The organism is Collinsella aerofaciens, from assembly GCF_039752985.1.
Classification (GTDB): Bacteria; Actinomycetota; Coriobacteriia; order Coriobacteriales; family Coriobacteriaceae; genus Collinsella; species Collinsella aerofaciens_BT.
This window is the reverse complement of record NZ_JBDMHA010000014.1, coordinates 26,030-38,011: the sequence shown is the minus strand read 5'-3', so window position 1 is coordinate 38,011 and position 11,982 is coordinate 26,030. Positions and strand designations below refer to the sequence as shown.

The window sequence follows — 11,982 nt, the reverse complement described above, 5'->3', positions numbered from 1 at the left end:
GGATTGTCGAGGGCGATGCGGTCTCGGCGATCGCGTCGCCCAAGCTGCCGCGTGACCTGCCGGGCGTCCTTACGACCCAGCAGGTCGAGGCGCTGCTCAAGACGCCTGATACCTCAACACCCGCGGGACTGCGCGATGCGGCGATGCTCGAGTTGCTCTATGCCTCGGGTGCCCGCATCTCAGAGCTTGCGGCGCTCAATGTGGAATCCATCTCATGGTCCGAGCGCACGCTGCGCCTGTGGGGCAAGGGAAGCAAGGAGCGCATCGTTCCTCTGTATTGTCGTGCGCTCGATGTGACGCGTCTCTATATTGAAGAGGGGAGGCCGGAGTTGCTCGCTCGGGCAAAGCGCCGCGACCTCGCTACCGGGCCGCATCCGCTGCTTATATCGGCGCGCGGCAATCGCATGAGCGCCGCGATGCTCCGGCGGCGGTTCCATACGCTGGCGACGCTCGCCGGCATTCCGGCCGACATCGCCCCGCATGCGATGCGCCATACCTTTGCGACCGACTTGCTCGAGGGCGGTGCGGACCTGCGCTCGGTTCAAGAGCTGCTAGGTCATGCGAGCCTGTCCACGACGCAGATCTACACGCATCTCACACCCGATCGGCTTAAGCGGGCTGTGGCTCAAGCCCATCCCCGCGGCGAATAGTGGCTGGCACGTCCCGCGCCGCACTCAGGTGTGTGGTTTTGATTGCGGGTTGGCAGGAAGAGGCATTCCTGCTATCATTCATCGGGTTGCTTCACGGCAACATGTTTTTATCACGCACGCGCGGCTACTTCATACCGTGGTGCCCGGGCTTTGGTAGCACATGTCCGGGTTGGTTTTGGAGGATGACCCCGCGCGGAGGCAAACCACAGGAGGTTTAACATGGCTACCAAGATTAATATCCGCACCCTGCTCGAGGCCGGCTGCCACTTCGGTCACCAGACCCGTCGCTGGAACCCCAAGATGAAGCCGTTCATCTTCGGTGAGCGCAACGGCATCTACATCCTCGACCTCAAGCAGACCATCCTCGACGCCGACCAGGCCTACACCTTCGTCAAGAACGTCGCCAAGGGTGGCAACGTGCTGTTCGTCGGCACCAAGAAGCAGGCTCAGGAGGCCGTCAAGAACGCTGCTGAGCGCGCCAACATGCCTTACATCAACCAGCGTTGGCTCGGCGGTATGCTGACCAACTTCGTCACCATCCGCTCCCGCATCAACCGCATGGAGGAGCTCGAGGCCATGGTCGAGGACGGCCGCATGGCAGTGCTCCCCAAGAAGGAGCAGGCTGTTCTCGGCAAGGAGCTCACTAAGCTCCAGACCAACCTCGGTGGCGCCCGCGACATGAAGGGTCTGCCCCAGGCTCTCTTCGTCATCGACACCAAGCGCGAGGAGAACGCCATCAAGGAGGCCCAGCGCCTGAACATCCCCGTCGTCGCCCTGATCGACACCAACTCCGATCCCGACGAGGTCGAGTACGGCATCCCCTGCAACGATGACGCTATCTCCGCTGTCACCCTTATGTGCGAGCTCATGGCTGACGCCTGCCTCGCTGGCTCCGGCAAGGAGCAGGTCTCCGAGGCCGAGATGGCCGCTGAGCCCAAGGCCGAGTAAATCAGTCTTAGTTAATTCTTTTTCATCTCTTTGAAAGGAACCACAATGGCCCAGATTACCGCCGCTATGGTCAAGCAGCTCCGCGAGATGACCGACTCCCCGATGATGGAGTGCAAGAAGGCTCTCGTCGAGGCTGACGGCGACATGGACGCCGCTGTCGACGTTCTGCGTAAGAACGGCCTTGCCAAGGCTGCCAAGAAGGCTGGCCGTGAGACCAACGAGGGCGCTGTCGCCGCGTTCGTCTCCGAGGATGGCAAGACCGGCGCTCTGCTCGAGCTCTCCTGCGAGACTGACTTCGTTGGCTCTAACGCCAAGTTCACCGGCTTTGCTTCCAAGGTCGCTGAGGTTGTCGCTACCACCGAGCCTGCTGACGTCGACGCTCTGCTCGAGAAGCCGATGGGCGAGGAGACCGTTTCCTCCGAGCTCACCGAGATGATTCACATCATGGGCGAGAACATGAAGATCTCCCGCTTCGCTGCCCGCAAGGCCGAGAACGGCGCGCTCGCTTCTTACATCCACATGGGTGGTAAGATCGGCGTCCTCGTCGAGTTCGCCTTCGAGAAGGCTGAGACCGCTCAGGCTGAATCCTTCAAGACCTTCGCTCACGACGTTGCCCTTCAGGTTGCCGCTGTCGCCCCGATCTGCGCTACCCGCGATCAGGTTCCGGCCGAGACCGTCGAGCACGAGAAGCAGATCTACATGGCCCAGGCTGCCGAGTCCGGCAAGCCCGAGGCTATCCAGGAGAAGATGGCTGTCGGCCGTCTGGAGAAGTTCTACAAGCAGTCCGTGCTCACCGAGCAGGAGTTCATCAAGGACAGCTCCCTCACCATCAAGAAGTACGCTGAGCAGGTCTCCAAGGAGCTCGGCGACACCATTACCGTCGTTGCCTTTGACCGTCTGGTCCGTGGCGAGTAAATAAGCTCTTGTAGCTGGTAATGAGCAGGCTGTGGGTTTTACTCACAGCCTGCTTTTTCATGGCTCTTCTTAGAGCCTTTGATAGAATGTTGAGAGTTCAATCTAAAGGAGGATCGCTTTGTCCGACATCCGATATAAACGCGTGCTTCTTAAGCTTTCCGGCGAAGCGCTGATGGGCGACGGCCAATATGGCATCGACCCCAAGGTTACCGACCATCTTGCTAAGCAGGTCAAGGAGCTGCTCGCCGTTGGCCATGAGGTCGGCGTCGTTGTCGGCGGCGGCAATATTTTCCGCGGCATGGCAGGCGCTGCCGGTGGCATGGAGCGTGCTCAGGCCGACTACATGGGCATGCTGGCAACCGTTATGAACGCGCTCGCCCTGCAGGATGCCTTCGAGCATAACGATGTTCCCTGCCGCGTGATGAGCGCTATCCAGATGAACGAGATCTGCGAGCCCTATATTCGCCGTCGCGCCATCAACCACCTTTCCAAGGGCAACGTCGTTATTTTTGCCGCCGGTTCGGGCAATCCGTACTTTACGACCGACACCGCCGCGGCTCTTCGTGCGTGCGAGATCGGCGCCGAGATTCTGATTAAAGCCACCAAGGTTGACGGCATCTACGATAAGGATCCCGTCAAGTGCGCCGACGCCGTCCGTTTTGACAAGATTACCTATCACGAGGTTCTCGTCCGCGGTCTGCAGGTTATGGATTCCACGGCTACGGCACTGTGCCAGGACAACCGTATGCCGATTTTGGTCCTCAACATCGATGGCGAGGACACCGTCAAGCGCGCGCTTTCGGGTGAGCCCGTCGGCACGCTCGTCTATCAGGAGGATTAAGCATGGCAGAGAACATCACCGCCCATATGGACAAGTCGCTCGAGTCCCTCAAGCATAACTTCTCCAAGGTCCGTACCGGCCGCGCCAATGCCAACATTCTGTCCGACATCACCGTCGATTATTACGGTGTTCCCACGCCGGTCACGCAGGTTGCCGCCGTCAAGACCCCCGAGGCCCACATGCTGCTCATCGAGCCGTGGGACAAGGCGCTCATCAACGCTATCGTCAAGGCCATCGGCGCTTCCGATCTGGGTATTACCCCCAACTCCGATGGCACCGTCGTTCGTCTGCCGTTCCCGGCTCCCACCGAGGAGCGCCGTCGCGAGCTCGTCAAGGAGTGCCGCGAGTACGCCGAGCAGGCCAAGGTGTCTATCCGTAACATCCGTCGCGACTTCAACAACAAGCTCGAGCGCGATGAGGAGCTCACCGAGGACGATGTCCGTCGCGAGCAGGCCAAGGTCCAGAAGCACACCGATGAGTATGTCGCCAAGGTCGAGGAGCTTCTGAAGGAAAAAGAAGCCGAGGTCATGGAGATCTAAGGTGCAATACGACGAGCATAAACTGGTCGAGTACTTTGCCGACGCCCCTGCGGGCGTCGGTTTTTCCGACCTTGACCTCAATAACATTCCGCACCATATCTCGTGCATCATGGACGGCAACGGTCGTTGGGCCACGTCGCGCGGTCTTGCACGCACCGAGGGCCACAAGGCGGGTATCGTCTCGCTGCGCGAGATCATTACCGCCTGCGTGCGCCTGGGCGTCGACGTGCTTTCGGCCTATGCGTTTTCTACCGAAAACTGGAACCGCCCGCAGCATGAGGTCAACGTCTTGATGCACCTGTTTGCCAAGACGTTCATCGACGAGTTGCCGCTTCTGAAGCGCGAAAACGTGCGCGTTGTCTTTTTGGGTGATATTTCCGCGCTGCCCAAGAAGACCCGCGACGTTTTTGAACGCGGTCTTGCCGAGTGCGCCGATCACACCGGTATGACGCTGGCGCTTGCCGTCAACTACGGCGCGCGTGCCGAGATTACCCGCGCTGTCCGTCAGATCGCGCTCGACGTTGCCGCCGGTAAGATTGATCCTGCCGCAATTGATGACGACATGGTGGCTTCTCACCTTTATACCGCCGGTCTTCCCGATCCTGAGCTTGTGATTCGCACCTCTGGTGAGCTGCGCCTTTCGAACTATCTGCTGTGGCAGGTGGCTTATTCCGAGTTCTACGTCACCGATACCTATTGGCCCGACTTTGATCGTTGGGGCCTTGTCGACGCCATTTTGGCCTATCAGGCCCGTGACCGTAGGTTTGGTGGTCTGAGCAAGACCGAGGAGGCTTAATCGTGTCCGATCGTCCCAAGGCAATTGCTCCCAAGACATCTGAGCGCAAGGCTGTCGCTGCGGGAGCGCCCGCAGCGAAGAATGGCACCGGTTCGTGGCTTGCCGGCTTTATCACCCGTGCCGCCGCCGGTATCGTCTATGCCGTTGTCTTTATCCTGTGCCTGGTTTTGGGTATTGTGCCCACGGCCATCTTTGTTTCCGTCATGAGCGGCCTGTGCTGCTATGAGTTTTTCCGTATGACGAGGCTCGATGGCAAGATGGCTAACGAGCGCATGGGTATCGCTGCCGCCGTACTCTTTCCGCTGTCGGCGTTGGGCGATTCGATGCTGCTGAATGCCCTGCTTTTTGCCCTGATGCTCGCTGTGGGCATTTGGTATGTTTGGTCGCCGCGTACCCGCATCTCTGATGTGGCCGTGACGCTCATGGGTCCCATCTACACTGGCTTTATGCTGTCGGCTATCGTGCTGCTGCGCGATGCCGTGCCCGGTTTTGCCGGCGCCCTGCTTTCGGTGGGCGTTTGCGCGTCCCTTTGGGTCTCCGATTCGTTTGCCTACATCGTGGGTAGCCGTATCGGCAAGCACAAGATGGTTCCCAAGATCTCTCCCAAAAAGAGCTGGGAGGGGTTTGTCGGCGGCATCCTGGGCTCGGTTTTGATTTGGCTCATCCTGTGGGCGACGCACTTCTACAAACTCAGCCTGCCCTATGCGCTGCTGTGCGGCTTGGTCGTGTCCATCCTGGGCGTTATCGGCGACCTCATTGAGTCGCGCATCAAGCGTGGCGTGGGCGTCAAGGATTCCGGCAACCTTATCCCGGGCCATGGCGGCATGCTCGACCGTAGCGACTCGCTTATCTTTGGCTGCATTACCGCGCAGCTGCTTTTGATGATCGGGGGCGTGCTGTAATGTCATTCCAGACGACGTATGGCTCCGATGGACGCCTTCGTGTTGCCATCCTGGGTTGTACGGGCTCTATCGGCACGCAGGCACTCGACGTGTGCCGTCAGCATGCCGATCGACTGCAGGTAACGGCGCTGTCCGTCAATTCCAGCACCTCGGAGCTCGTTGCCGCCGCCCGCGAGTTCTCGGTTCCGGCCGTTGCCGTGGCCGACTCCGCCCACGGTGCGGACGCCGTGCTGCAGGAGCTGCCCGAGGGCACGGAGCTCGGTGTTGGTGTGCAGGCGGTTTGTGAGCTCGCACGTCGCGATGATGTCGACTGTGTGCTTGTTGCCATTGTGGGCGCTGCCGGGCTCGAAGCGAGCCATGCGGCCTTGACCTCGAATAAGCGTCTTGCCCTTGCCAACAAGGAGTCCCTCGTCGTCGGTGGCGACTTGCTTATGCCGTTGGCGCAACCGGGCCAGCTTATTCCAGTTGACTCTGAGCACTCCGCCATCTACCAGTGCTATCTGGGGGAGAACCCACGCGAGGCTCATTGTATTTGGCTCACCTGCTCGGGCGGTCCGTTCTTTGGCCGCACGCGCGACGAGCTCAATCGCGTGACGCGTGCCGATGCCCTCGCACATCCCACGTGGGCCATGGGTGCCAAGATCACCATCGACTCCGCCACCCTCATGAACAAGGGTCTGGAGCGCATTGAGGCCATGCATCTGTTTAACTGCGACCTCGATTTCATTAACGTGGTCGTGCAACGTCAGTCCAAGATTCACTCTATGGTCGAGTTTGCCGACGGCTCCGTGATGGCGCATCTCGGTGCTTCCGACATGCGTATTCCCATCCAGTTCGCGTTCTCGTATCCCGAGCGTTGGGATACCCCGGCGCCTCGTATCGATTTCCGCGAGCTGGGACAGCTCACGTTTGATGCTGCCGACATGGATACCTTCCGCTGTCTGGCACTGGCCGAGCGTGCCGGCAAGACGGGTGGCACCATGCCGTGCGTGCTCAATGCCGCCAACGAGGTCGCCGTCGATGCCTTCCTGCACGATGGCTGCAGCTTTACCGATATCGATCGCATTGTGGAATCCTGCATGGATGCCCACGATATGCAGGCGGTCGATTCGTTTGAGCAGCTTCGCGACATCGATGCGTGGGCGCGTGAAAAAGCTGCGCAGGCGCTCGCCGCAACCCGTTCCTAACCCATAAGGATTGCTTTTTCGTTTTATGGATACTGTTCTGAGCGTTCTTTCATCGGTCTTTTGGGGCCTGCTGATGCTTTCCGTCCTCGTGTTTTTGCACGAGGGCGGCCACTTTTTGGCGGCGCGTGCCTGCGGCGTCCGTGTGACCGAGTTCTTTTTGGGCCTGCCGTGCCGCTTTGACATCCATTACACGTCGCGTCGCATTGGAACCAAGTTTGGCGTGACCCCGCTGCTGCTGGGTGGCTACGCTGCCATCTGCGGTATGGATCCGACCGATGTCTCGTGCGCCGATCGCGTGCTCGCGGCTATCTACCGTCATGGTCGCGTGACCGTGGCCGACCTTGCTGTCGAGCTCGAGCTTTCCGAGGAGGATGTGCTCGAGGCATGCGCCTTGCTCTTGGGTTGGGGCTCTATCGCGCCTTGGTATGAGGAAGGGGAGAAGCCCTCGCCGAGCTACTATCCCACCAAGTATCAGACGCTGCCACGAGATGCGGCGGGTTACACCACCTTTGACGGCCGCCGTTTCGATCGAGAGCATGCGACTACCGAGGGCGATGTGTGGGAGCTGCCGTGCGGCGAGGCCGAGTTCCTTGCACAAGAGCGTTCGCACACCTATCTTGGCCAGGGCTTTCTCAAGCGCGCCTTTATGCTGCTCGCGGGCATTCTCGTCAATATCCTGACGGGCTTTTTGATGCTTATGAGCATCTACTCTATTGCGGGTGTCACCGTGCCGATGGATACCAACGTGATCGGTCAGGTTGACGAGGGGTCTATTGCCGCCAAGGCGGGTATCGAGGGCGGCGACGCGATCCTTTCGGTTGACGGAGTATCGTGCTCTACCTGGATGGACGTTTACGATGCCATCGGTAAGGCTGCCGGTAAGGACGATATCGCCATCGAGTACGAGCGTGACGGCAAGCAGCATTCGACCGCGGTTGCGCTCAAAGAGGACGAGCGCCTAGGTGTGTATGCCTCTACGCAGGTGGTCCGTTTAGACCCCATCACGTCGGCTCGACTTTCGTTCTCCTATGTCGTGCAGACAGCGGAGGGCGTGATGCGCCTGCTCCAGCCGCAGTATACGATGGAGATTCTCGATCAGTCTTCTTCGATCGTGGGCATTAGCGTTATGTCCTCACAGGCTGCTGCTGCCGGCCCTGCCACGTTCCTTTCGTTTGCCGCCCTCATTTCGTTCTCGCTTGGCTTTATGAACCTGCTGCCCATCCCACCACTCGATGGCGGCAAGCTGGTCATCGAGATCATTCAAAAGATTGCTGGCCGCGAGCTTCCGCTCAAGGTCCAGACGATTGTGAGCTATGTGGGCATCGCGCTCTTTGTGCTGCTGTTTGTCTATATGCTTCGTTCCGACATCCTTCGATTTATTCTGTAGGGGAGTGTTTGGATTGTCTTTATCCCATCCTTTGCCTCGCGAGTTGACGTGCCCCGTGCATGTGGGCGGCGTGCAGATCGGTGGCGGCGCTCCGGTCGTGGTTCAGTCCATGACCTGCACCGATACCGCTGATGCCCAGGCAACGCTTGCGCAAGTGTGCGCGTTGGCGCAGGCTGGCTGCGATATCGTGCGCGTGAGCGTGCCCACCGAGGCCGCGCTTGAGGGTTTTCGCACCATCTGTGCCGAGTCTCCGGTGCCGATCGTTGCCGATATTCACTTTAACCATAAACTCGCCATCGGCGCCGTCGAGGCTGGTGCCGCCAAGCTTCGCATCAATCCCGGCAATATCGGCGATTGGGCCAAGGTTGACGCGGTGATTGATGCTGCGGGTGCCGCTGGGTGCGCGATTCGCATTGGCGTGAACGCGGGCTCGCTTGAGCAGGATATCGCCGAGCGCGATGACCTCACGCAGCCCGAAAAGCTCGTGATGTCTAGCGAGCGCTTTGTGCGGCACTTTGAGGATCGTGGGTTTACCAACATTGTGCTTTCCGCCAAGGCCCATAGCGTACAGACGACGCTCGATACCTATCGAGCCCTGTCGCGTGAGATTCCACACGTTCCGCTTCATCTGGGCGTTACGGAGGCCGGTACCAAGCTCCAGGGCACCATCAAGAGCTCTGTAGGCTTGGGTATCTTGCTTTCCGAAGGCATTGGCGACACCATGCGTGTGTCGCTCACAGCTGATCCGGTTGAGGAGCCGCCGGTTGTCTGGGGTATTCTGCAGTCGTTGGGCCTGCGTCGCCGTGGCCCCGAGATTGTCTCGTGCCCCACGTGCGCCCGCTGCCAGGTTAACCTTATTCCCATTGCCGAGGAGGTTACCGAGCGGCTTAAGAACTACTCCGCGTCGCTTTCGATCGCTGTGATGGGATGTGCCGTTAATGGCCCCGGCGAGGCTTCTGATGCCGATCTGGGCGTTGCTTGCGGACGTGGTCAGGCCTTGCTCTTTTCGCATGGCCAGATCATTGGTAAAGTAGCTGAGGATCAAATTGTCGACGCGCTTATGGCAGAGGTCGACAAACTTATTGAGGAGAAATAAATGACTCGAGCAATGTATATGTCTAAGCTCTATGCGCCGACGCTTAAAGAGGATCCGGCGGACGCTGAGCTCGCCAGCCACCGCCTGCTGCTCCGTGCCGGCATGATCCGCAAGGAGGCCGCCGGTCTGTATTCTTATCTGCCGCTCGCATGGCGCTCGATCCGCAAGATCGAGAACATCGTGCGCGACGAGATGGATGCTGCCGGCGCCCAGGAGCTTATGATGCCTATCATGGTCGATGCCGAGCTGTGGCGTGAGTCCGGCCGTATCGATGCCTATGGCAAGGAGCTTGTGCGCTTTGACGACCGTCATGGTCGCGAGTTCGTCCTGGGCCCCACGCACGAGGAGACCGTCACGGCCCTGGTGCGCAACGAGCTGCGCTCCTACAAACAGCTGCCCGTCAACCTGTACCACATCCAGGATAAGTTCCGCGACGAGTTCCGTCCCCGCTTTGGCCTGATGCGCGGCCGTGAGTTCATCATGAAGGACGCCTACAGCTTCTCTGCCACGCAGGAGAGTCTGCAGGAGGAGTACGACAAGATGAAGCAGGCCTACGCCAACATCTGTGAGCGCTGCTACATCAAGGCCCTGCCCGTTGTCGCCGACTCCGGCGAGATCGGTGGCGATACCTCCGTCGAGTACATGGCTTTGGCCGACGCCGGCGAGGCTTCGCTCGTCTACTGCGATGATTGCGGCTTCGCCGCCGACGATGAGGCTGCAAGCACCAAGGTCATCGTGACCGAGGGTCCTGGCGACGGTACGCTTACCAAGGTCGAGACTCCGGGCATGGGCACCATCGAGGCTGTTGCTAAGTTCTTTGGGTTCCCCGAGAACGGCACGCGAAAGTCGCTGGCGCTCATCGACGCCGAGGGCAAGCCGGTCGTGGCCATTGTCCCGGGCGACCACGAGCTCAACGATTGCAAGGCCGAGCATGTCTTTGGCAAGGGCTATCGCATGATGACCGACGAGGAGCTCCAGACCTACGGTCTGCATAAGGGCTTTATCGGACCGGTTAACTTGCCCGAGGGCATCCGCCTGGTGTGCGACGAGAGCCTGCGTGAGTCCAAGCAGTGGGCCTGCGGCGCCAACGAGGTCGACTATCACTTTACCGGTGCCTGCCCCGAGCGTGACTTTACCGTCGACGAGTGGGCCGACCTGGTCACCGTCGTGGCCGGCGATCCTTGCCCACACTGCGGCAAGCCCCTCTCCGCTGCTCGCGGTATCGAGGTCTCCCAGGTCTTCCAGCTGGGCACCAAGTATTCCGAGGCCATGGGTGCCACCTTTATGGATGAGGACGGCAAGGAGAAGCCGCTTATCATGGGTTGCTACGGCGTTGGTGTGTCCCGCTCGCTTGCTGCCGTCGTGGAGCAGCACAACGACGAGCACGGCATCGTCTGGCCGGTCTCCGTTGCCCCGTACGAGGTCGCGGTGATTCCGCTCGATCCCAAGAAGGAAGAGTGCGCTACCGTCTGCGAGCAGATCGTTGATGGCCTGTGTGCCGAGGGTATCGAGGTCGTCGTCGACGATCGCGATGAGCGTCCGGGCTTTAAGTTTGCCGATAACGACCTCATGGGCTTCCCGTATCAGGTGGTTTTGGGCAAGCGCGGCCTTAAGAATGGCACCGTTGAGCTCAAGGACCGTTCCACGGGCGAGCGCGAGGACGTGGCGATCGACGAGGTCGTCGCCAAGGTTGCCGAGCTTGTTAAGGCGGCTCGCCGTTAATCGACGATTTCGCTTGTAGTTCGATATACGGGACGGCCCCGCATTTCTCCAGATAGGGGAGATGCGGGGCCGTCATTTTACCTTGCCTGCGTGCTCAATCGCTAAAAGGAAAACCCCACAGCCCATATGAGCTGCGGGGTTTTCTTGTGCCTCCGATGCGAAATAAATCGCTCAGATATTACTGATAATCGACGACGTCGATCCAGTTCTTAAGGAACTCATCGTTCACGTTGCGCTTACGAGCGAGCTCGGAAGCGGCGACGATGCTCGTCCACTGACGCACGACCTGCATGGGCATGTCGGCACGGTCGCAGTAGAGCTCCAGGTAGGCCTCGGCCTGGTCCTTGCTGTTGAGGGCAAAGAGCAGGTAGGTGGTGGCAACGTCGGCAGCAGGGGAGCCCTGGGTGGCGTGTGCCCAGTCGCACACATAGAGCTGGCCGTCGTCGCCGACGATGACGTTGGAGGGGTTGAAGTCGCCGTGGCAGACCTTGAACTCCTTGGTCATGCCGTCCAGACGCTCCTGAAGGTTGTAGCGCGTGGTGGCATTGAGCTGATCAAGGCTGTCGATCATGCGGGCGAACTTGTCGCGCTGACGGTTGAGCAGCGGGGAGGTGTAGCCGTGGATCTCGATCTGGAGGTCGACGAACATCTCGAGGTACTCACCAAAGCGCTGGGGCTCGGCAGTCATCTTCTCGGCAAGGGTGGTGCCCGGAACCTTCTCGGTCACGAGCGCCCAGCCGTTGGCGTTCTCGAGCTGGGAAACCTCGAGAGCCTTGGGGCTGCGGATGCCGCACTCATTGATGCGGGCAAGATTCAAAGCCTCGTTGAACACGTCGGAGACAGGCTTGGTCTCGTTAAAGACCTTGACGATCTTGTCGCCCAGGTCGTAAACGACCTTGTTGCCACGGCGGACGAGCTCGGTCTTGGAATCGGGTAGCAGCATGGTTGCATCCTTTCAACGATGCGATAGAAGCGACGGCGGGGGTGTGTGAAACACCC

12 protein-coding genes are annotated in these 11,982 nt (G+C 59.9%); 11 read left to right on the top strand and 1 reads right to left on the bottom strand.

Translation table 11 applies throughout. From position 1 onward, the window contains the following. The 11 genes from ABHR76_RS03215 to ABHR76_RS03165 form a co-directional block, all read left to right on the top strand. The coding region (locus ABHR76_RS03215; RefSeq protein WP_346976784.1) for a tyrosine-type recombinase/integrase at positions 1-650 on the top strand (650 nt) is incomplete at its 5' end. A gap of 219 nt (positions 651-869) precedes the next feature. Beyond that, complete coding sequence (gene rpsB / locus ABHR76_RS03210; protein ID WP_006236109.1) at positions 870-1,598, top strand: 30S ribosomal protein S2; 729 nt, start codon at positions 870-872, stop codon at positions 1,596-1,598. 45 nt (positions 1,599-1,643) lie between these two features. Then, a complete protein-coding gene (gene tsf / locus ABHR76_RS03205) occupies positions 1,644-2,513 on the top strand; it encodes a translation elongation factor Ts (protein ID WP_022094736.1) in 870 nt (289 codons plus the stop codon). 118 nt (positions 2,514-2,631) lie between these two features. Beyond that, the gene (pyrH, locus tag ABHR76_RS03200; protein WP_035138557.1) at positions 2,632-3,354 is read left to right on the top strand and encodes a UMP kinase; all 723 of its coding nucleotides are present in this window, start codon (positions 2,632-2,634) and stop codon (positions 3,352-3,354) included. Between the two features lie 2 nt (positions 3,355-3,356). Next, positions 3,357-3,893 (top strand): ribosome recycling factor, encoded by a 537-nt coding sequence (gene frr / locus ABHR76_RS03195; RefSeq protein WP_006236112.1) that lies wholly within the window; start codon positions 3,357-3,359, stop codon positions 3,891-3,893. A 1-nt stretch (position 3,894) separates the two neighbouring features. Beyond that, a complete protein-coding gene (uppS, locus tag ABHR76_RS03190; RefSeq protein ID WP_161115624.1) occupies positions 3,895-4,689 on the top strand; it encodes an undecaprenyl pyrophosphate synthase in 795 nt (264 codons plus the stop codon). Between the two features lie 2 nt (positions 4,690-4,691). Further along, entirely contained in the window at positions 4,692-5,591 is a 900-nt protein-coding gene (locus ABHR76_RS03185; protein WP_346976783.1) for a phosphatidate cytidylyltransferase, read from the top strand. Further along, positions 5,591-6,778, top strand: coding sequence for a 1-deoxy-D-xylulose-5-phosphate reductoisomerase (dxr, locus tag ABHR76_RS03180; protein ID WP_346976782.1), 1,188 nt, complete (start codon positions 5,591-5,593; stop codon positions 6,776-6,778). The genes ABHR76_RS03185 and dxr overlap by 1 nt, the downstream gene beginning before the upstream one ends. 25 nt (positions 6,779-6,803) lie before the next feature. Beyond that, on the top strand, positions 6,804-8,165 hold the full coding sequence (locus tag ABHR76_RS03175) for a M50 family metallopeptidase (RefSeq protein WP_346976781.1): 1,362 nt from the start codon (positions 6,804-6,806) through the stop codon (positions 8,163-8,165). A 13-nt stretch (positions 8,166-8,178) separates the two neighbouring features. Then, positions 8,179-9,261, top strand: a complete 1,083-nt coding sequence (ispG, locus tag ABHR76_RS03170; RefSeq protein ID WP_195404100.1) for a flavodoxin-dependent (E)-4-hydroxy-3-methylbut-2-enyl-diphosphate synthase — start codon at positions 8,179-8,181, stop codon at positions 9,259-9,261. Further along, positions 9,262-10,983, top strand: coding sequence for a proline--tRNA ligase (locus ABHR76_RS03165; RefSeq protein ID WP_229057793.1), 1,722 nt, complete (start codon positions 9,262-9,264; stop codon positions 10,981-10,983). A 178-nt stretch (positions 10,984-11,161) separates the two neighbouring features. Here ABHR76_RS03165 and ABHR76_RS03160 read toward each other — a convergent pair whose 3' ends face one another. Beyond that, positions 11,162-11,926: an aminoglycoside phosphotransferase family protein gene (locus ABHR76_RS03160; protein WP_006236119.1), complete on the bottom strand. Its 765-nt coding sequence runs from the start codon at positions 11,924-11,926 to the stop codon at positions 11,162-11,164. Between the last annotated feature and the right edge of the window lie 56 nt (positions 11,927-11,982).

Coding starts and splice junctions, on each gene's coding strand:
- rpsB (WP_006236109.1), top strand. CDS start 870: ATGGCTACCAAGATTAATATCCGCACCCTGCTCGAGGCCGGCTGCCAC.
- dxr (WP_346976782.1), top strand. CDS start 5,591: ATGTCATTCCAGACGACGTATGGCTCCGATGGACGCCTTCGTGTTGCC.
- tsf (WP_022094736.1), top strand. CDS start 1,644: ATGGCCCAGATTACCGCCGCTATGGTCAAGCAGCTCCGCGAGATGACC.
- frr (WP_006236112.1), top strand. CDS start 3,357: ATGGCAGAGAACATCACCGCCCATATGGACAAGTCGCTCGAGTCCCTC.
- ABHR76_RS03175 (WP_346976781.1), top strand. CDS start 6,804: ATGGATACTGTTCTGAGCGTTCTTTCATCGGTCTTTTGGGGCCTGCTG.
- ABHR76_RS03165 (WP_229057793.1), top strand. CDS start 9,262: ATGACTCGAGCAATGTATATGTCTAAGCTCTATGCGCCGACGCTTAAA.
- ABHR76_RS03160 (WP_006236119.1), bottom strand. CDS start 11,926: ATGCTGCTACCCGATTCCAAGACCGAGCTCGTCCGCCGTGGCAACAAG.